Here is a 19,893-nt window from a genome sequence, read left to right as displayed (position 1 = left end):
AGGACTGGATCTTATTTCTTCTTGATCAATTGTTTTTCAAATGCGATATCGGACTTGGTCTGCCGGCGCACAACCTGCGGTCCGAGCGTTTTGACGAACGCGACAAACTCGTCCAGAGGCAGGCGTTCGCCCACCGTTTCTGGCGTCTTACCAGAACGATCCAGCAACTGAAACGTCTCGTCGGCGTTACGCACCAAGGCATAGCCATCGTTGCCCGTCCTTTCCTTGAGGCGTTCGACAGCGCTTGCGGCTTTGGTCGATCTCATGCGGCTCTCCTCAAATTTCCATACTCAACGCAGGCGGCCAGTCAGCATCCAGTAATGACTGTGGCGATGCACGCGCAATTCCTTGAGCAACGGTGCCATGCGTTTGCGCAAGGCACTATCGGCTGGATAGTTTTTGACGATTTCATAGCGATCGCCGTTTGGCAAGCTATGTATCTGGTAAGTATTGCCCTCGGCATCCGTGCGGGCGATTGCGGTTTCGCCTTCAATCCAGGCATTATCGACCAGAACCAGCAAACCATCCTTGCCGATAATGTTGCGCAAACGGGCAATCACATCAGCCTGATCCTGCCGCTTGACGTGCGACCACCAGAAACCGGCGAAGCAAGCTGTAAACTCGCCCTCGACCTGCGGATTCAATGCATCCGCGACCGCAAACTCGACGACGTCTTCCGGCAACTCGCGCGTTTTTGCCATTTCCAGCAAATTGGGATTGATATCCGTTGCCAGCACGTAGTCTGCGTATTCAGCCAGTTCGTCCGTCCAGTATCCATCCCCACATGCCAGCTCCAGCACGCGCTGGCCTGTCAGCTGCGTGCGCAGCATCTCCATGATTTCGTCAAGACCATCCATGCCATCCGGATTCTCGACGTCCTCTTCATCAAAATTGTCACGCTGCGCATAGTAGGCAGCCATGTCGGTCAATACAGCGTTTGTCATGCGTGTTGGCGTATTCCGTGTTTAGAGTTCATACATGTCTTTTTCACCGCTGAGCAGTTGCTCAACCAGCTTGCGGTTCAGCGTCGGTGCCAGCAATTCAATAAAGGTATAGACATAGCCGCGCAGATAAGCGCCCTGCTTCAATGCCAGACGCGACACATTGGTACCAAACAGATGACCTGCAGGAATGGCGCGCAGATTGCGATCCCGTTCGGGATCAAATGCCATGCCGGCAATGATGCCGACGCCAAGGCCCAGCTCCACATACGTCTTGATGACGTCCGCATCGATCGCTTCGAGCAGGACATCCGGCTTCAGGTTACGCAGATTGAAGGCATGATCGATCTTGTTGCGACCGGTAAAGGCGCTGTCATAGGTGATCAACGGATATTCCGAGAGTTCTTCGAGCGTGACGGAGCGCGATTTCAGCAAAGGATGATCGGGCGGTACCACGATCTGGTGCTCCCATTGATAGCAAGGCATGGAAATCAGGCCATCTATATTGGCAATAGATTCTGTGGCGATCGCCAGATCGGCCTGATCCAGCAAGACCATCTCGGCAACCTGCTTGGGATTTCCTTGCAGCAACGAAAGCCGAACCTTGGGAAATTTTTGTGTAAAGGCGTGCACCACCATCGGCAAGGCATAACGCGCCTGCGTATGCGTCGTTGCAATCGTGAAACTGCCACTATCATGTGCGGCAAACTCGTTGCCGATCCGTTTGAGGCCATCGATCTCCTGCATGATGACTTCAACCGATTTGAGTACGGCACGTCCCGGTTCCGTCAGACCACGGATTCGCTTGCCATGACGTGAAAAAATGTCAACACCGAGCTCTTCTTCCAGCTCGATGATTGCCTTGGAAACGCCGGGTTGCGAAGTAAACAGCGCTTTCGCCGCTTCGGTCAGATTGAAGTTCTGACGAACCGCTTCGCGTACAAAGCGGAGTTGGTGGAGATTCATGGATTCCCCTTGATGTGCCCACGAAAAGGCACCAATACGTTTTTAATCATTTTTCATTTTTGCTTATATCAAAAAAGAATATAAGCAAATAATCAGGAAGTAGTTTGGCATAAGGCACAAGTTTATTACTATTCTCCCTCTTATGCGTGGGGTCTTATGTCGGTAACTTATATAGTGTCGGGTTTTGCCGTTGGTTTGCTGGTCGGATTGACCGGTGTTGGCGGCGGCTCCCTGATGACCCCGCTGCTGACTTTGTTGTTTGGCGTACATCCAACCGTAGCGGTCGGGACCGATCTGGCGTTTGCTTCGGCTACCAAGGTGGCGGGCACTTTCGCCCATCGTTACAAGGGGAATGTGCACTGGGACATCGTGCGCAATCTGTGCATCGGTGCCCTGCCAGCGGCTGTACTCACCGCCATCGGGCTCAAATACTTTGGCGGATTTGGCGATGAAATCGGGCAGATCATCCGTTATTCGATCGCCGGTTCGGTGATGCTGACGGTGATTGCGTTGATTTTCCGCCGCCATATCCAGAGCTGGGTCAACGCGCGACCAGAGCGTCAACTGCACGGCGGAAAGTTGACGGCGGCCACGATTATTTCCGGGTCGATACTAGGGACATTGGTTACAATCTCGTCTATTGGTGCCGGAGCAATTGGTGCCACCATTCTGGTATTGCTATATCCCCGCCTATCGCCGGCCGAAATTGCCGGCACCGATATCGCCTACGCCGTGCCGCTCACAGCCATCGCAGCGCTTGGTCACTGGTGGCTCGGATCGATCAACTGGGAATTGCTGATGGCGCTGCTGCTGGGTTCGATTCCCGGCATCACGCTGGGCTCACTGGTATCGCGAGCCATACCGGAAAAATTTTTACGGGTGCTGCTGGCCAGCGTGCTGACCACCGTCGCCGTCAAATTAGTCTATTAAGGAAACGAAGATGTATCGTTACGACCAATATGACCATCAGATCGTGAAAGAGCGCATTGCGCAATATCGCGATCAGGTACGCCGCCGCCTTTCCGGTGAATTGCTGGAAGACGAATTCCGTATTTTGCGCCTGCAGAACGGTCTGTATCTGCAACGCCATGCCTACATGCTGCGTATCGCTGTGCCCTACGGCCTGCTGTCGTCGGCGCAGATGCGTACTTTCGCGCACATCGCGCGCAAGTACGACCGCGGCTACGGCCACTTCACCACGCGCCAGAACATCCAGTTCAACTGGATCAAGCTCGAAGAGTCGCCGGAGATTCTCGAAGAGCTGGCGAAAGTCGAGATGCACGCGATCCAGACCTCGGGCAACTGCGTGCGCAACACGACATCGGACGAATATGCGGGCATCGCTGCCGACGAGATCGTCGATCCGCGCCCATATGCCGAGATCATTCGCGAATGGAGCACCTTCCATCCCGAATTCGCCTACCTGCCACGCAAATTCAAGATCGCCATCAACGGCGCCGTGGAAGATCGTGCTGCCACCGCGATCCACGATATCGGTCTGCACGTGATCAAGAACGAACAGGGCGAAGTCGGTTTCCGCGTCATGGTCGGCGGCGGCATGGGCCGTACGCCAATCATCGGCAGCGTGATCTGCGAGTTCCTGCCGTGGCAGCACATCATGACCTACATCGAGGCCATTCTGCGCGTGTACAACCAGTACGGCCGTCGCGACAACATCTACAAGGCACGCATCAAGATCCTCGTGAAAGCGATCGGCATCGACGAATACCGTCGTCAGGTCGAGGAAGAATGGGCGCATCTGAAAGATGGCCCAGGCACCATCACGCAAGAAGAACTGAACCGCGTTGCGGCCTACTTCACGCTGCCAGCCTACGAAAAGCTACCGGTCACAGATGCCACCTTCGAGCTCAAGAAAGCAGAAGACAAAGCCTTCGGCAACTGGCTCAAGCGCAACGTCAAATCGCACAAAATCCCGGGCTACGCCGCCGTGGTGTTGTCGATCAAGAAGCCAGGCGTACCGCCGGGCGATGCGACCGATGTACAGCTCGACTTCATGGCCGATCTGGCAGACAAGTACAGCTTTGGCGAACTGCGCGTGACGCATGAACAGAACGTCGTGCTTTCCGACGTCAAGGTGTCCGATCTTTATGAGGTCTGGCAACTGGCCAAGGAACAAGGTCTTGCCACGCCAAACATCGGCCTGCTGACCGACATGATCTGCTGCCCTGGCGGCGATTTCTGCGCACTGGCGAATGCCAAGTCGATCCCGATCGCTGGCGCGATCGCGCAGCGTTTCGAAGATCTCGATTTCCAGCACGACATCGGCGATATCGAACTCAATATCTCTGGTTGCATCAATGCTTGCGGTCATCACCACGTCGGCAACATCGGCATCCTCGGTGTCGACAAGGACGGCAGCGAGTGGTATCAGGTCTCGCTCGGTGGCGCACAAGGTAATGATTCCTCGATCGGCAAGATCATCGGCCCATCATTCTCGGCGGTGCAGATGCCAACCGTGATCGAACGCGTGCTCGAAGTCTATGTGCGCGATCGTATTGAAGATGAAAAATTCATCGACACCGTTCGTCGTGTCGGCGTCGCACCGTTCAAGGAACATGTGTACGCGACCCCGATCAAGGTCGATGAAGCAGCAGGAGAAAACGCATATGCATAACCTCATCAAGGACCGTACCGTCATCGGTGAAGATGACTGGGCATTGCTCCGTCTGAAACCGGCAGTCGAGGCTGCCGACGGCGTGGAAGCACAAGCTGGCGACCAGCCGGAATCCGTAGCCATTCCCGCCGGCAAGGTGATCGTGCCGCTGACTGTCTGGCAGGCACAGTACGCAACGCTCTCGCAACGCGACGATATCGGCGTCTGGCTTGCCAGCGACGAACGTCCCGAAGCATTGAAGGACGATGTCGCCAGGCTGAAGATGATCGCGGTCGAATTTCCTAAATTTGCCGATGGTCGTGGCTATTCGATCGCGTTCAATCTGCGTGCCCGTCATGGTTATGAAGGTGAATTGCGTGCCTTCGGCGATGTGCTGCGCGATCAATTGTTCTACATGCAGCGCGTCGGCTTCAATTCGTTTGCCGTACGTGCCGACCGCGACGTCAATGACGCCATCAAGGGTCTCAGCGATTTCTCGGAGAGCTATCAAACGTCATGGGATAAAAAGTCACCATTGTTCCGTCGCGTCGATCGTCAGGCAGCCGCAGCAAAATGAACGACATCGCATTCGCCGAACTGGTAGAGAAGACACGCGAGACATTGCAGCGCGTAGCCGAGCAGTTCGCGCCTGCCGTATTTGCCTCCAGTCTGGCGGCCGAAGACATGGTGCTCACGGATCTGATCCTGCGTGACAAGCTGGACATCGGCATCTTCACACTCGAGACCGGCCGTCTGCACACGGAGACACTAGGCATGCTTGATCGCATTCGTGAGACGTACGGCTATGAAGTCGAACAGTTCAAGCCGGATGCATCAGCCGTCGAGCAGTACGTCCGGCAGAACGGCCTCAACGCTTTCTATGAGAGCGTGGACATGCGCAAGGAATGCTGCCGCATCCGCAAGGTGGAACCGTTGAATCGCGCACTCGCTGGCAAGCAGGCCTGGATTACCGGCCAGCGTCGCGCACAATCGACCACACGTGCCGAACTGCACGTGAAGGAACGCGATGAAGCGCACGGCATGGAGAAATTCAATCCACTTGCCGACTGGTCGGAAGAAGACGTCTGGCATTACATCCGCAGCAAGAATGTGCCCTACAACCCGCTGCACGATCGCGGTTATCCATCGATCGGCTGCGAGCCTTGCACGCGCGCCATCCAGCCCGGCGAAGATGTGCGTGCCGGCCGCTGGTGGTGGGAGAACCCGGAGTCCAAGGAATGCGGTCTGCACGTCGTGGACGGCAAACTGGTTCGCATCAAATCGGTCGCTACTTCTGCCTGACAGGCGACCTGTCATTTATCCATCGAGAACGCTATGAACACTGCAGTCGATCAACATTTTCTGGACGCCGCCAGCAGCCGGCATCTGGACTGGCTCGAATCCGAAGCCATTCACATCATGCGCGAAGTCGCCGCCGAATGTAGTAACCCTGCCTTGCTGTTCTCGGGCGGCAAGGATTCGGTCGTACTGTTGCGCATCGCCGAAAAGGCGTTCCGTCCCGGCAAATTTCCATTCCCGCTGGTGCACATCGATACCGGTCACAACTTCGAGGAAGTGATCCAGTTCCGCGACAAGCGCGTGGCCGAACTTGGCGAACGCCTGATCGTCGGTTCGGTGGAGGATTCGATCAAGAAAGGTACCGTGCGCCTGCGCAATCCCCAAACCGATTCGCGTAACGCCGCACAAGCCGTGACCCTGCTGGAAACCATCGCCGAACACCAGTTTGACGCCTGCATCGGCGGCGCACGTCGCGATGAAGAAAAAGCCCGCGCCAAGGAACGCATCTTTTCGTTCCGTGACGAATTCGGCCAGTGGAATCCGAAGGCACAACGTCCTGAACTCTGGGATCTCTACAACACGCGCGTCCACAAGGGCGAAAACATGCGCGTGTTCCCAATTTCGAACTGGACCGAACTCGACGTCTGGCAATACATTGCACGCGAAAAACTCGAACTGCCGTCGATCTACTTTGCGCATCAGCGTCAGGTCATTCCGCGTAACGGCCTGCTGGTCCCGCTGACCGATCTGACGCCGGCACGCGACGGCGAACAGGTCGAAACGCAAACGGTCCGCTTCCGTACCGTCGGCGATATTTCGTGCACCTGCCCCGTTTCGTCGGATGCGGGCACGGTGGCCGCCATCATCGCCGAAACGGCCGTGACGCAAATTACCGAACGCGGGGCAACCCGCATGGACGATCAAACGTCCGAAGCTTCGATGGAAAAACGCAAAAAAGAAGGATATTTCTGATGAGTGCCCAATTGAACGCCGTGGCTGAACAACAATCCGCTGAACGCGGCCTGCTGCGCTTCATCACCGCCGGTTCCGTCGATGACGGCAAGAGCACGCTGATCGGTCGCCTGCTGTTCGACAGCAAAGGCATCTTCGCCGACCAGCTGGCGGCCGTCTCGCGCGCCAAGCACAAGCGCACCGTCGGTGACACCATCGATCTGTCGCTGCTGACCGATGGCCTCGAAGCCGAACGCGAACAGGGCATCACGATCGACGTCGCCTATCGCTACTTCGCCACGCCGAAACGCAAGTTCATCATTGCCGATACGCCAGGTCACGAGCAGTACACACGCAACATGGTCACGGGTGCGTCGACGGCAGACGCCGTCATCATTCTGATCGACGTGTCAAAAGTCAAACTCGGCGACGATGGTAGCGTTGAACTGCTGATCCAGACCAAGCGCCACTCCACGATCGCGCATCTGCTGCAGATCGAGCATGTGATCGTTGCGGTCAACAAGATGGATCTGGTCGATTACGACAAGACCGTCTACGACCGCATCGTGGCAGCCTATGCAGACTTCGCAAAAAGCCTGGGCCTGAAGGATGTGCATACGATCCCGTTGTCGGCACTGGCAGGTGACAACGTCGTCGAACGCGGCGACAAACTGAACTGGTATCAGGGCCCGACGCTGATCGAGTTGCTGGAATCATTAAGCGTCCATGACGAATCGCATGCCGAACCGTTCCGCTTCCCGGTACAACTGGTTGCACGCCACAACGGTCATGAAGCCAACGATTTCCGCGGCTACATGGGTCGCATCGAGGCTGGCAAGATCGCCAAGGGCGACAAGATCGTCGTGCAACCGAGCGGCCAATCGGCCACGATCAAGGATATCCAGACCTTCGACGGTTCCCTCAACGAAGCCGTTGCCGGCCAATCCGTGACGCTGCTGCTGGACGAGTACGTCGACGTCTCGCGCGGTGACACACTGGCCGAGGCAGCACGTCCTGCCGCCCTGCTGAAAACCGTCGATGCCGATATCTGCTGGCTGTCGGAAGAACCGCTGGACCTGCGCCGCAAGTACTGGCTCAAGCATACGACGCGTCAGGTTGCAGCACGCGTGACGAAGATCGACTCGCTGCTCGACATCAACACGCAGGAACGTCACAATGCAGAGGAAGTCAAGCTCAACGGCATCGCGCGCGTCAGCATCAACGTCCAGCAACCGCTGGCTGCGGATGCCTACGATGCGAGCCGCGCAACGGGCGCCTTCATCCTGATCGATGAAGTCACGCACCAGACCGTTGCTGCCGGCATGATTCGCCTGTAAAACGTCCCTTCCCAACCAAACGCATCAGGTACGACCATGTCGCCGTCTTCATCACGCTACGGCAAGGTCTACCTGATCGGTGCGGGTCCCGGCGCCACCGATCTGATCACAGTCCGTGGCGCACGTCTTCTCGCGCAAGCCGATGTCGTGCTGCACGATGCCCTTGTGACCGATGACATGCTGGCACTTGCCCCGCAAGCCGACAAGATTCCGGTCGGCAAACGCAGCGGCCAACGCTCCACCGCCCAGCTTGCCATCAACCAGCTTCTCATTGAATGTGCGGAAAAGTACCGCAAGGTCGTTCGTCTGAAAGGCGGCGACCCCATGTTGTTCGGTCGTGCCGATGAAGAGTTGCAGGCGCTTGAGACACATGGCATCGATGTCGAGATCGTGCCCGGTATCACTACCGCCTTCGCTGCCGCCGCCGCCACACAACAGCCGTTGACCAAGCGTGGCGTGGCACGTAGCATCGCCTTTTTTACTTCGGCCACCGCACCACAGCATGCGGACGAACTTGCCATGCCGGACAGCGATACGCTGATTCAATACATGGGTGGACGCGAAGCAGTCGTAACGGCAAAAAAACTCATCGCACAGGGACGCCCGCTCGACCTGCCGGTCATCATCGTGGAAAACTGCAGCTTGCCTGATCAGATGATCACACGCATGCAGCTGCGCGATCTGGAACAAGGATTGGGAGAAAGAAAAGGACCGGTACTGGTCATGATCGGCGCAGCAATGGCAGCGCGCGATACGGAAAGCTGATTTGCTTATCTAGCCTGCTGCACGCAAACAGTAATCGGCCATCGCATCGAGCACGCTCTCGTCTTCGCCAACGGCTGTAGCAATACGAAATTCGACATCCGGATACTTCTGACGCAACACCTCGATGATCTCCGGCAGATCACGCATCACATGACCGCCCTGTCCGAGAAACACCGGGACGATACTGATATGACTGATTCCTTGCGGCACCAAATCATCCACCAGCTCTGGCAAACGCGGTGACATCAGTTCCAGAAAGCCTAACGCAACCCTGATTGCAGGATCGCGTGACTGCACGCGATACTGCAGTCGCTTGAACGGTTCTGCCCAGCGCGGATCACGTGCGCCATGTGCAAACAGGACAATTGCGCGAGTGATCATCAGCGACGTTCCACCCACATGAGCGCACCGACGGCAGCAAGCATGAATAACGCACTCGGCAGAATCGCCGTTGCAAATGCAGGCCAGGTGTTGAGCAAGCCAAGATGCGAGAACAGGCTATTGATCAGCTGAAAACTCACGCCGATCATGATGCCTGTAAAAATCTTCAAACTGACGCCACCCGAACGGAAATGCAAATAAGCGAATGGCAACGCCAGCGCCATCATGACGAACACAGCAAATGGATAAAAGACCTTCTTCCAAAAGGCGATCTCGTAGCGCGCGGTTTCTCTATTATTTTCAGATAAATAATTGGTATAGCTGACAAGATCGATCGCTGACATTTGCTCCGGATCGGTAAAACCAACTGATAAGATCTCCGGAGTCATTTCTGAAATCAGCGTGCGACTCGAAAAACGCTCGGTAGCAATGGCATCAGTCAGGTCACTCGTCTTGTTCGGTTGATCCATTGATGTGTCAGAAAACTTGGCTTCAGATCCATCATGTAACAGCCAGCGATTGGCTCCCTGATACTCTGCTTTGGCAGCAGTGATCAGGGAAACCAGATGAAAGTTGTTGTTGAACTCGTAGATCTTCAACCCTTGCAACTGACCATTGGCCTGCGCTGCACCCACATTCAAGAAACGCGAACCGATCGTTTCGCCCGTCATGCCATCCGAACGAATGACATCCTTGGTCCATAAACCCGACCGGAATTCCGATGACAATGACTGGCCCTTACCCAGCATCTTGGTACGTTGTGCAAGGTTGGAGGTATGTGGTACGACGAACTCGCCAAATGCGAAGGTAATTACAACAAATACGATACCTATTTTGACCAACATCAACCCGGCAAGCCCCGTCGACATGCTGGATGCACGCATGATGGTAAATTCGGAGCGTGCGGCAAACTGGGACAAGGCCCAGATCGTGCCGATCAATGCGGCAATCGGCATCAATTCATACACATATCCTGGCAGCTCCAACGCCACGTACAACAGTGCTTTCTGCAGCGTGTAGCCCCCCTGCCCTACAGATTTCAGTTCACCGACAAGATCAAAGAAGGCAAACAAAGCCAAGAAGGCAATCAGCACAAACAAGACAGAACGACCAATCTCGAGTGCGAAATATTTCTGGAGGACTCTCATGTCGCCTCCTTCGCAAACAGACCACGTTTAAAGCGAGACCACGCGACCAGTGGATGCCATGCACTATTGACCTTGAGTCTCCACATAAAGAATGCCGCAATGATCACGATGGCCACGAGATGTACAGGCCACCATGACATCCCGAAGGTTGAGCGTTGTTGTACAACGGTCGCCTGCATGAAACTCAGCATGTTGCTGTAAAAAACGAAGAGGAAAAGTGCTATCAACAAATTGGCAGATCGGCCACCACGCGGATTAACAAAACCAAGCGGGATAGCAAGCACCATCAGGAGAATTCCCATCAATGGCAGTGATACGCGCCAAACGAGCTCGCCATCGTTGAAGTTATTGCGATTCCTCAGCAGTTCCATTGTCGACAATGCACGTGCAGAAGAATCGCCCGCCGCGGCTTGTGATTTGCTTGCGACCAGCACCCCGTATCGATCAAATTCCATCAACTGAAAATCTGATTGTGTCGGCACGCCGTCGTAGCGCCGCCCCTCGTGCATCACCAGAAACTTGTCACCATTCTTGTCAATCTCGACCGTACCTTCCTTCGCGACCACCACGCTGTTGGTACCGTTACGCACCGTGCTGACAAACACGTTTTTGACACGCGTCGTGTCGCCGGAAATACCCTCGACAAAAAAGACGCGATCAGCAGACGAGGATTCCTGAAACTTGCCCGGTGATACGCGTGCAATATCTTCGCGGTTGGCGTAGCGTTCCTTGTAGATCGCACTTTGCTGATTCGACCACGGCGTCAGGAATACGCTGAGTAAGGTTGTCATCATCACGATAGGCAAACCGAACATCAACACAGGCTTGATCCAGCGTGACAGACTCAGACCAGAGGCAAACCAGACCACCATTTCGGAATCCTGATAACTGCGCGTAACGACCAACAGGACTGCAACGAACCCGGTCAGATTGAGAATAATCGGCAGGTAATTGAGCGCAGAAAATCCGAGCAGGGCTACCACATCGGAAGACGCGATCTTGCCTCCAGCGGCCTGCCCCAGAATACGGATCAACATGACCGTGATCGTGATCGTAAACAGGGTGGTAAAGACGGCGCCAGCGGTACCAAGCAAATCGCGTCGAAGCGCGCGCTGAAAAATCATCGGAAGGCTATAATCGTGGATCGATAAGGAGAGCAACGCATGGACTTTAGCATAAAACCAGTAGCTGCAAAAACCGGGTTCACCACCATCAAAACAGGCTGCATCGCCGTCGCGGTTTTTGAAAACAAGGCGCTATCCGCGGCCGCCAAAGCCCTTGATACCAAAGGCGAAATTCTGGCCGCACTGAAGTCCGGCGATCTGACCGGCAAGCCGGGTTCGACTCTCCTACTGCGCAACCTTGCCGGCAGCAGCGCTGATCGCGTGCTACTGGTTGGCCTTGGCAAGCAAGACGCCGTGAGCGAAAAGGATTTTTTGGCGGCACTGCAAGCCACCGCACGTGCTTTTGCCACACTAGGCACGAGCGATGCCGTCGTGGCCTTCCCGTTTGATATCGTTGCCAAGCGTGATACGAGCTGGGCAATCGGCAGCTTCATTCTGGCTGCGCGTGATGGTGCCTATCGCTCCGACACGATGAAAAGCAAGAAAGAGCCAGCATCGTCCGGCGTCAAAAAAGTGGCTTTCGCGGTCGATGCGAAAGAAGCCGGCATCAGCAAATCCGCCATTGCACAGGCTGTTGCGACCGCAAACGGTATCGATCTGACCAAGGAGCTGGGCAACCTGCCAGCCAACGTCTGTACGCCGACCTATCTGGCCAATACAGCGAAGAAACTGGCACGCGAATTCAAGATGACAGCAGAGATCCTTGATCGCAAGCAGATACAAGCACTGAAGATGGGCAGCTTCCTGTCTGTCACGAATGGCAGTGTCGAGCCGCCCAAATTCATCGTGCTCAAGCACAGTGGCGGCAAAGCCAAAGAAGCACCGATTGTTCTGGTCGGCAAAGGCATCACGTTTGACTCCGGTGGTATTTCGATCAAACCAGGCGCCGCCATGGACGAGATGAAGTACGACATGGGCGGTGCGGCTGCAGTGCTCGGCACCATGCGCGCCATTGCCGAGATGAAATTGCCGCTGAATGTGATCATGGTGATCCCAAGCTGCGAAAACATGCCGTCTGGCAGTGCCACCAAGCCGGGTGACATCGTGACTTCCATGTCCGGTCAGACCATTGAAGTTCTCAATACAGATGCTGAAGGTCGACTCGTCTTGTGTGATGCGCTGACCTATGTCGAACGTTTCAAGCCAGCAGTCGTGATCGATGCCGCCACCCTGACCGGTGCATGTATCACCGCATTGGGCCACCATAACTCTGGCCTGTTCACACGCAATGATGATGCCCACGATGCACTGGCGGAGGAGTTGCTGACTGCCGGAAAAATTGCTGGCGATACCGCATGGCGCATGCCGATCGAAGACCGTTATCAGGAACAGCTTAAATCCAATTTTGCCGACATGGCCAATATTGGCGGCCCTGCCGGCGGCAGTGTTACGGCGGCCTGCTTCCTGGAGCGCTACACACGCAAGTATCTGTGGGCGCATCTGGATATCGCGGGTACGGCATGGCGCAGCGGTGCGGCCAAGGGTTCGACCGGCCGGCCGGTGCCCTTGCTAACAACCTTCCTGATTGGTCGCGCGCGTACCGCAAAGGCAAAGTAAGACAAGGTTCTTGCACCGGATCGTCGCTTTGCACCAAAAAGCCGATCCGGTCAATGCCTGCAAATGGGAAGACTTGCCGACCGGTCTTCGTCAAACAGTGCGACGGCCGCGCAGGACATTCCCCATCATCTACACATTCACTGAGGTATCCATGATCGTCTTCGTTACAGGTGCCACATCAGGTTTTGGTGCAGGCATTGCGCGCAAGTTTGCGCAGCACGGTCACAAGGTCATTGCAACCGGTCGTCGCGAAGAACGTCTGCAGGCGCTGGCTGCCGAATGCGGCACCAACGTCCTGCCAGTCGTGATGGACGTAACCAGCCAGCAATCCATACAGGCAGCGCTCGATAACCTGCCTGCCGACTGGCGCGAAATCGACGTGCTGGTCAACAATGCCGGCCTGGCGCTCGGCGTCAAACCGGCGCATGAAGCCTCGCTGGCGCAATGGGAAACCATGATCGCGACCAACTGTCAGGGACTGGCAACCGTCACGCGTCTTATTCTTCCGGACATGGTCAAACGCGATCGCGGTCACATCATCAATATCAGCTCCAGCGCGGGTGCGTACGCCTACCCGGGCGCCAATGTCTATGGCGCAAGCAAGGCATTTGTCGATCAGTTCTCCAAAAACTTGCGTGCAGATCTGGCCGGCACCAATGTGCGCTCGTCCAACATTGCGCCGGGCCTTGCCGGCGGCACGGAGTTCTCCAACGTTCGCCTGAATGACGATGCCGCTGCCGCCAAGGTCTATGAAGGCACCACGCCGCTGACGGCGGAAGATATTGCCGAAAGCGCCTACTGGATTGCGACGCTGCCAGCGCACGTCAACATCAATCATCTGGAAATCATGCCGACCTGTCAGGGTTTTGGGCCGTTATTCATCAAACGACATCCAACCTGATGTTCCCTCGACAACACTTTTCTTTCATCGCAAGACTCATGTCGAATTTCACCTGGACCATTCGCGTCTATTACGAAGACACCGATGCCGGCGGCGTTGTGTTCTATGCCAATTATCTGAAGTTTTTTGAACGTGCCCGTACGGAATGGCTGCGGGCGGCAGGAATCGGCCAATTCGAAATGACGGAAAATCATGGCGTCATGTTTGTCGTCAAAAGCACGGCTCTGGACTATCACGCGCCGGCGCGACTGGATAATGAACTGAAATTGACGGTCGTAGTCGAAAAGATGGGCCGCGCCTCGGTACAGTTTGTGCAAGAGGCTTGGCGACTGACACGCGATGCCCAAGGCAACCAACGGCAGGAATTGCTGACCACCGGGCGTATCAAGGTTGGCTGCGTCGACGCCAAACGGTTTCGCCCGGCAGAAATTCCGGCACATGTAATGGATAGCATCAAAGCTCTGGAAACGCCTTAATCAAGGGTTTTACAAGGAAAAACGGCTGAAACGCACTGCTGGCAACGACTTTGCACCATATTCCGCATACAATTATCCAAACTGACTTCACTCTCATCATCCATGACCGTCACTCAAGACCTCTCCTTTGTTCACCTGATTTCCAACGCTTCGCTTCTCGTTCAACTGGTCATGCTGCTGCTGGTCGGCGTCTCAGTCATGAGTTGGACCTATATCTTCCGCAAGCGCTTTGCCATTAAAAACGCACAAGCCCAGACGGAAGAATTTGAACGTGTCTTCTGGTCTGGCGGCGATCTCAATGCGCTTTACGCCAACGCGACGTCCAATCGCCGCAAGAGCAGCGGGTCGGGCGGCGCACTGGAACGCATTTTTGAAGCGGGAATGAGCGAATTCAACAAATTGCGTGCATCCGACGTCAATACGCGCATTGATGGTGCACGTCGCGCCATGCGTGCTGCCTACCAGCGAGAGATGGATGGACTGGAATCGCATCTTGCCTTTCTCGCCTCGGTGGGTTCGGTGTCACCCTACGTTGGCCTGTTCGGTACGGTGTGGGGCATCATGAATGCCTTTCGGGGTCTGGCAAATGTGCAGCAGGCTACGCTGGCCGCCGTGGCGCCCGGGATTGCCGAGGCACTGATTGCGACTGCCATCGGCTTGTTTGCTGCAATTCCGGCGGTTGTCGCCTACAACCGCTACTCGCACGACATCGACCGTCTGGCCATCCGCTTCGAATCCTTTGTCGAAGAATTCTCGAACATCCTGCAACGTCAGGCGCGATAAGGAAACGAAGCAATGTCATTTTCCGGAAGCATGCGGGGTGGTCGCAACCGCAAGTTCAAGTCAGAAATCAACGTCGTTCCCTACATCGACGTCATGCTGGTGCTGCTGATCATCTTTATGGCAGCCGCACCGATGCAACCACCAAGCGAGATCGAACTGCCGAATGCGGCACGTTCGACCCAGCCGCCAAGCGAATATATCCGCATCGATCTCAAGCCGGATGCGTCGGCCATTCTGACCATCAACGGACGCAAGGATGGTTCGGTTCCAAAGGAAAATGCCGGCAATCGTAGCGAGATGGCGCAAAAACTGCGTACGCTGCATGCCGACAACCCCGAGTTGCCCGTCATGATCGCGGCCGACAAGGAAATCAAGTACGACGAAGTAATCCAGGCTATTTCCGAAGCGAAAAAAGTAGGCATTGATCGCGTCGGACTCGCCACCAGGTAATTCAGGTTCCATGACAGATCACGCGCCTTACACTGTTCCCAAAGAACCCGGCGGCTTTCGCGCCGCCACGCTTGCAATTGTCGTGCATATTGCGTTGCTCGCTTTTTTCTGGATCGGTATCGACTGGCAAAGCGAAACACCGGTGTCCGTCAAGGCGGAGATATGGGACATGCAGGCACGTGAGGCCGCACCGGTTGCACCGCCGCCTGAACCAACGCCGCAACCCAAGCCGGAACCAAAGCCCGAGCCCAAACCGGAGCCCGTCGTAAAACCGGAACCAACGCCACCACAACCCAAGGTGGATATCGCGCTTGAACGCGAGAAAAAACGCAAGGAAGAAGAACGCCAGAAGCTTGCCCAGCAGGAAAAAGAAAAACAAGAGAAAGCCGAAAAGGAAAAGGCTGAGCAACTGAAACAAGCAAAAGCCAAGGAAGAAGCGGAGAAAAAAAAGAAAGCCGAACAGCAAAAAGCTGAAGCAGAGCAAAAGAAAAAAGAAGCTGCGGATGAAAAACGCCGCGCAGAAGCACGTGCGGAAGAAATGCGCCGCCTCACGGGTGCCATCGGCAGCGGTGGTACCGGCCAGGCACAAAAGTCAACGGGCAGCGGTATTGCAGATGCAAGTTATCTGCAAAAAATTGGCGCGCGTATTCGCTCCAACACAATATTTAACGTGCCAGAGACGCTTTCGGGGAATCCTGCAGTCGAATTCGATGTCGAAATGCTGCCCGATGGCACCGTACGTGGTATCAAGTTGCGTAAACCATCTGGCGTCGATGGCTTCGACGAAGCGGTCAAACGCGCAATCGAACGCTCTCAGCCTTTCCCTCGTGACGAGAAAACAGGCACTGTTCCAAATCGCTTTACCGTCGTTCACAAACCAAAAGACCAGTAAAAACAATGATTAAACACTTTCTATCCAGCACGTTCATTCGTACGTTCGCCGTCATTGCACTATTCGTCAGCGGTATTGCACATGCGCAATTACGTGTCGAGATTGCTGGTGTCGGCGCCAATCAAATCCCGATCGCCATTGCCGCCTTCGGTAATGAATCGATTGCGCCGCACCAAGTCAGTGAAATCATCAAGGCTGATTTGACCCGTAGCGGTTATTTCAAGGTGATTGACACCGGTTCCGTCCTGACAGAAAACTCGCAAGTCAATCTGGCAGACTGGAAGTCGCGCGGTGCAGATGCACTGGTTGTGGGCAGTGTGGAGCGTCTGGCTGATGGTCGTTTTGACGTCAAGTACCGTCTTTTCGATACCACCAATAACAAGCAGTTGTCCTCCATGGCACTGGCTGCCAATCCCAACTTCATTCGTGTCTCGGCCCACAAGGTCGCCGATGATATCTACGAGAAACTGACGGGCATCCCGGGTATTTTCGCGACACGGATTGCCTACGTCACCAAGGCCGGTCGCGAGTATCGCCTGGAAATCGCCGATTCGGACGGCATGGGCAACCAGATCGCCCTGCGTTCCAATGAACCCATCATTTCACCATCCTGGTCGCCAGATGGCACCAAGGTTGCTTATGTTTCCTTCGAGAACAAAAAACCCGTCATTTATGTGCAGGATCTGGTCACGCGCAATCGCTCTGTCGCTGCCAACTACAAAGGCAGCAATTCTGCACCAGCATGGTCACCTGACGGCAAACGACTGGCAATTGCCCTGTCGCGTGACGGGCTGACACAGGTTTACATCGTCAATACCGATGGCACCGGCTTGCGCCGTCTGAGCAATTCGAGCGGTATTGATACCGAACCACAGTTCTCCGCTGACGGTCAGACGATTTACTTCACCAGTGATCGCAGCGGCGGACCGCAAATTTATCGTATGAGCGTCAACGGCGGCGAGGCGCGCCGCGTTACCTTCGGCGGCAGCTACAACATCAGCCCGCGCGTCTCATCCGATGGGAAATATCTGGGGTTTATTTCGCGTCGCGAAGGAAAATTTCAGGTTTATCTGCAAGATTTGACGAACGGACAGGAACAACGCTTGTCTGACACCGTCAAAGATCAGTCGCCAAGCTTTTCGCCAAACGGCAGATATTTGATGTACGCAACCGAATCCGGTCGTCAGGGCACCCTGGCAATCGTCTCGGTTGATGGTCGTGTCAAGACGAGTCTGAGCACGCAGGCTGGCGATATTCGCGAGCCGACGTGGGGACCGTTCATGAAATAAAGTGGCTGTTTCTTGATACTCAATTGCTTCACACTTCTAAGGGGAATAAAAATATGCGCGCAATCTCATCCGTCTTCATCCTGTCCAGCGTCATGCTTCTGGCAGCTTGCTCTTCGACGAAACTCGACGACAAAGCACCAGTAGAAGATCGTACCTCCGGCGTTGATCCTCGCTCGGTCGGTACCGTCAATGCCTCCGGCGATCCACTGAACGACCCACAAGGCGTACTGGCAAAACGCAGCGTGTATTTTGACCTCGACAGCTACACCGTCAAACCTGAATATCAGCAAGTCGTCGAAAATCACGCCAAGTATCTGAAGTCAAACACCGGCCGCAAGATCATCATCCAAGGCAATACCGATGAACGCGGTGGTGCGGAATACAACCTGGCACTCGGCCAGAAACGTGCTGAGGCAGTACGTCGTTCGCTGTCTCTGCTGGGCGTTCCAGAATCGCAAATGGAAGCGGTCTCCCTCGGCAAGGAAAAACCAAAAGCGTTGGGTAGCGACGAAGCAGCATGGGCAGAAAACCGCCGTGCCGACATCGTTTATTAATCTTCAGTACGCATGATTAAGCAAACGCTTGCTGCGGCCCTTGTGGCCGCATTTTCTTTGGGGTCGCTGCCGGCACATGCGCAGTTGTTCGGCGGCGATAATGAAGCACGTCGCGCGATTCTGGATTTGCGCACCAAGACGGATAATCTGCAGCAAAGCAAGGCGGAATCTTCTGCTCTGCTGAATCTGCAAAATCAGAATGACGAACTGCGTCAGGAAATCAACCGGCTCAATGGCCAGGTCGAAGTCCTGCAGAACGAAGTTTCAAATGCACAGCAACGACAGAAAGACCTGTATGTCGATCTGGATAACCGCTTGCGCAAACTGGAACCTCAGCAGATTCAGGTCGACGGGCAGGATGCCGTGGTGCAGCAGTCCGAACAGAGTGCCTATACCAATGCAGAGAATCTGTTCCGCGCAGGTGACTACAAAGGCGCTGCCGCTGCATTCACCGCGTTCCTGCAACGCTATCCTGATTCGGCCTATGCACCTTCCGCACAATACTGGATTGGAAACGCGCAGTATGCACAAAAGGATTATCGCGCTGCGATTACCTCGCAGCAAAACCTGATCAAGAAATATCCGGATAATCCGCGTGCTGCTGATGCCATGCTAAACATCGCCAGCTCCCAAATGGAATTGAAGGATCGTGCTGCTGCCAAGAAGGCACTGGAAGGATTGGTCTGGAAATATCCCAACTCCCCGGCTGCACAAACAGCAAGAGAACGGTTGGCGAATCTTAAATAAGCGATTGCCTGTTCAGAAAAATGCCCGCTATCAGACGGGCATTTTTTATGTCGAACGAGAAGGTGGGCCTTGAATTGAAATGTGCACCAGAATGAATAGAAAATTCATTCAAAAGCGTTGACAGCGTGCAAAAGGGTTCCTATAATAGCTGTCTTTCGGGTCGTTAGCTCAGCTGGTAGAGCAGCGGACTTTTAATCCGTTGGTCGCAGGTTCGAATCCCGCACGGCCTACCACGAATTAGCAAGGGTTCAGATCACAAGTCTGAACCCTTTTTGCATTTCCGGCGCAGAAACACGCTCTTCGCTCCGCCCTCCTCCATATTTTTTCATCGTCGGTTGATATCTCTGCAAATCATTGCGGATTGTCGTTGTCTTAGCTATAGATTCACTCAGGAGACAACCATGGTGACGAAGGATGAACGCGCACAATTTGCTGCAGAGTTAAAGCAACGATTCGAGGCACTGGCGACATGGGCAATTGAGCAATCGCCCGACAAGGCTTCTCCATTGACGCGCGCCGATTTTGATGCAGCACGCAAGGAAATTACGGTGATCGCAGAAGGAAAGTCAGATATGGGTGATCGCAACTCAGCCGTTCCAGAGCCATCGGAAGATGGGCCTCAGTATGTGAATGTGAATCCGGCCCCTTGGCCTTGAACGTCCCTGCTTTTGCTTTACTTCCAAGCCACATCGCAAAGAACAACGGGCCGCAAGGAAAA

23 protein-coding genes and 1 tRNA gene are annotated in these 19,893 nt (G+C 54.9%); 18 read left to right on the top strand and 6 right to left on the bottom strand.

Translation table 11 applies throughout. From position 1 onward, the window contains the following. Positions 1 to 11: 11 nt before the first annotated feature. From IEV29_RS00475 to IEV29_RS00465, 3 genes are read right to left on the bottom strand one after another with little or no spacing between them, the layout of a single operon-like run. Entirely contained in the window at positions 12 to 266 is a 255-nt protein-coding gene (locus IEV29_RS00475) for a hypothetical protein (RefSeq protein ID WP_188379318.1), read from the bottom strand. Positions 267 to 290: 24 nt separating this feature from the next. Continuing rightward, positions 291 to 944, bottom strand: coding sequence for a class I SAM-dependent methyltransferase (locus IEV29_RS00470; protein WP_188379317.1), 654 nt, complete (start codon positions 942 to 944; stop codon positions 291 to 293). Between the two features lie 21 nt (positions 945 to 965). Then, complete coding sequence (locus tag IEV29_RS00465; RefSeq protein WP_188379316.1) at positions 966 to 1,907, bottom strand: CysB family HTH-type transcriptional regulator; 942 nt, start codon at positions 1,905 to 1,907, stop codon at positions 966 to 968. Positions 1,908 to 2,063: 156 nt separating this feature from the next. Between IEV29_RS00465 and IEV29_RS00460 the strand changes: the two genes are divergently transcribed. The 7 genes from IEV29_RS00460 to cobA are packed head-to-tail and all read left to right on the top strand — an operon-like array spanning position 2,064 to position 8,873. Then, a complete protein-coding gene (locus IEV29_RS00460) occupies positions 2,064 to 2,837 on the top strand; it encodes a sulfite exporter TauE/SafE family protein (RefSeq protein WP_188379315.1) in 774 nt (257 codons plus the stop codon). Between the two features lie 10 nt (positions 2,838 to 2,847). Continuing rightward, complete coding sequence (locus IEV29_RS00455) at positions 2,848 to 4,542, top strand: nitrite/sulfite reductase (protein WP_188379314.1); 1,695 nt, start codon at positions 2,848 to 2,850, stop codon at positions 4,540 to 4,542. Further along, on the top strand, positions 4,535 to 5,098 hold the full coding sequence (locus IEV29_RS00450; protein WP_188379313.1) for a DUF934 domain-containing protein: 564 nt from the start codon (positions 4,535 to 4,537) through the stop codon (positions 5,096 to 5,098). Before IEV29_RS00455 ends, IEV29_RS00450 begins: the two co-directional genes overlap by 8 nt. After that, positions 5,095 to 5,823: a phosphoadenylyl-sulfate reductase gene (locus IEV29_RS00445; RefSeq protein ID WP_188379312.1), complete on the top strand. Its 729-nt coding sequence runs from the start codon at positions 5,095 to 5,097 to the stop codon at positions 5,821 to 5,823. Before IEV29_RS00450 ends, IEV29_RS00445 begins: the two co-directional genes overlap by 4 nt. 33 nt (positions 5,824 to 5,856) lie before the next feature. Continuing rightward, a complete protein-coding gene (gene cysD, locus IEV29_RS00440) occupies positions 5,857 to 6,792 on the top strand; it encodes a sulfate adenylyltransferase subunit CysD (RefSeq protein ID WP_188379311.1) in 936 nt (311 codons plus the stop codon). Further along, positions 6,792 to 8,108 carry a sulfate adenylyltransferase subunit 1 gene (locus IEV29_RS00435; RefSeq protein WP_188379310.1) on the top strand — a complete coding sequence of 439 codons (1,317 nt, stop codon included), beginning with the start codon at positions 6,792 to 6,794 and terminating at the stop codon, positions 8,106 to 8,108. The genes cysD and IEV29_RS00435 overlap by 1 nt, the downstream gene beginning before the upstream one ends. Positions 8,109 to 8,144: 36 nt before the next feature. Continuing rightward, positions 8,145 to 8,873, top strand: a complete 729-nt coding sequence (gene cobA, locus IEV29_RS00430; RefSeq protein ID WP_188379309.1) for a uroporphyrinogen-III C-methyltransferase — start codon at positions 8,145 to 8,147, stop codon at positions 8,871 to 8,873. A 9-nt stretch (positions 8,874 to 8,882) separates the two neighbouring features. Here the strand turns inward: cobA and IEV29_RS00425 are convergent, their stop codons facing one another. The 3 genes from IEV29_RS00425 to lptF are packed head-to-tail and all read right to left on the bottom strand — an operon-like array spanning position 8,883 to position 11,526. Then, positions 8,883 to 9,254 carry a sirohydrochlorin chelatase gene (locus IEV29_RS00425; protein ID WP_188379308.1) on the bottom strand — a complete coding sequence of 124 codons (372 nt, stop codon included), beginning with the start codon at positions 9,252 to 9,254 and terminating at the stop codon, positions 8,883 to 8,885. After that, positions 9,254 to 10,402 (bottom strand): LPS export ABC transporter permease LptG, encoded by a 1,149-nt coding sequence (gene lptG, locus IEV29_RS00420; RefSeq protein ID WP_188379307.1) that lies wholly within the window; start codon positions 10,400 to 10,402, stop codon positions 9,254 to 9,256. Before lptG ends, IEV29_RS00425 begins: the two co-directional genes overlap by 1 nt. Further along, positions 10,399 to 11,526, bottom strand: a complete 1,128-nt coding sequence (lptF, locus tag IEV29_RS00415; protein WP_188379306.1) for an LPS export ABC transporter permease LptF — start codon at positions 11,524 to 11,526, stop codon at positions 10,399 to 10,401. Before lptF ends, lptG begins: the two co-directional genes overlap by 4 nt. Before the next feature lie 39 nt (positions 11,527 to 11,565). Between lptF and IEV29_RS00410 the strand changes: the two genes are divergently transcribed. From IEV29_RS00410 to IEV29_RS00360, 11 genes are all read left to right on the top strand, one after another. Further along, positions 11,566 to 13,083 (top strand): leucyl aminopeptidase, encoded by a 1,518-nt coding sequence (locus IEV29_RS00410; protein WP_188379305.1) that lies wholly within the window; start codon positions 11,566 to 11,568, stop codon positions 13,081 to 13,083. A gap of 151 nt (positions 13,084 to 13,234) precedes the next feature. Next, positions 13,235 to 13,984 carry an SDR family NAD(P)-dependent oxidoreductase gene (locus IEV29_RS00405; RefSeq protein ID WP_188379304.1) on the top strand — a complete coding sequence of 250 codons (750 nt, stop codon included), beginning with the start codon at positions 13,235 to 13,237 and terminating at the stop codon, positions 13,982 to 13,984. A gap of 38 nt (positions 13,985 to 14,022) precedes the next feature. Beyond that, positions 14,023 to 14,460 (top strand): tol-pal system-associated acyl-CoA thioesterase, encoded by a 438-nt coding sequence (ybgC, locus tag IEV29_RS00400; RefSeq protein ID WP_188379303.1) that lies wholly within the window; start codon positions 14,023 to 14,025, stop codon positions 14,458 to 14,460. 102 nt (positions 14,461 to 14,562) lie between these two features. Beyond that, a complete protein-coding gene (gene tolQ, locus IEV29_RS00395) occupies positions 14,563 to 15,243 on the top strand; it encodes a protein TolQ (RefSeq protein ID WP_188379302.1) in 681 nt (226 codons plus the stop codon). Positions 15,244 to 15,255: 12 nt separating this feature from the next. Beyond that, positions 15,256 to 15,693 (top strand): ExbD/TolR family protein, encoded by a 438-nt coding sequence (locus IEV29_RS00390; protein ID WP_188379301.1) that lies wholly within the window; start codon positions 15,256 to 15,258, stop codon positions 15,691 to 15,693. A gap of 10 nt (positions 15,694 to 15,703) precedes the next feature. Further along, on the top strand, positions 15,704 to 16,585 hold the full coding sequence (tolA, locus tag IEV29_RS00385) for a cell envelope integrity protein TolA (protein WP_188379300.1): 882 nt from the start codon (positions 15,704 to 15,706) through the stop codon (positions 16,583 to 16,585). A gap of 5 nt (positions 16,586 to 16,590) precedes the next feature. Then, positions 16,591 to 17,874 carry a Tol-Pal system beta propeller repeat protein TolB gene (tolB, locus tag IEV29_RS00380; protein ID WP_188379299.1) on the top strand — a complete coding sequence of 428 codons (1,284 nt, stop codon included), beginning with the start codon at positions 16,591 to 16,593 and terminating at the stop codon, positions 17,872 to 17,874. 53 nt (positions 17,875 to 17,927) lie between these two features. Further along, complete coding sequence (pal, locus tag IEV29_RS00375) at positions 17,928 to 18,428, top strand: peptidoglycan-associated lipoprotein Pal (protein ID WP_188379298.1); 501 nt, start codon at positions 17,928 to 17,930, stop codon at positions 18,426 to 18,428. Between the two features lie 12 nt (positions 18,429 to 18,440). Then, entirely contained in the window at positions 18,441 to 19,175 is a 735-nt protein-coding gene (gene ybgF, locus IEV29_RS00370; protein WP_188379297.1) for a tol-pal system protein YbgF, read from the top strand. A 157-nt stretch (positions 19,176 to 19,332) separates the two neighbouring features. Beyond that, a tRNA-Lys gene (locus tag IEV29_RS00365) sits at positions 19,333 to 19,408 on the top strand. Positions 19,409 to 19,576: 168 nt separating this feature from the next. Continuing rightward, entirely contained in the window at positions 19,577 to 19,831 is a 255-nt protein-coding gene (locus IEV29_RS00360; protein ID WP_188379296.1) for a hypothetical protein, read from the top strand. Positions 19,832 to 19,893: the final 62 nt, after the last annotated feature.

It is taken from the genome of Oxalicibacterium faecigallinarum (assembly GCF_014635705.1).
GTDB lineage: Bacteria > Pseudomonadota > Gammaproteobacteria > Burkholderiales > Burkholderiaceae_D > Oxalicibacterium > Oxalicibacterium faecigallinarum.
The sequence above is the reverse complement of the archived record's forward strand: the minus strand, read 5'-3'. Positions and strand labels throughout refer to the sequence as shown.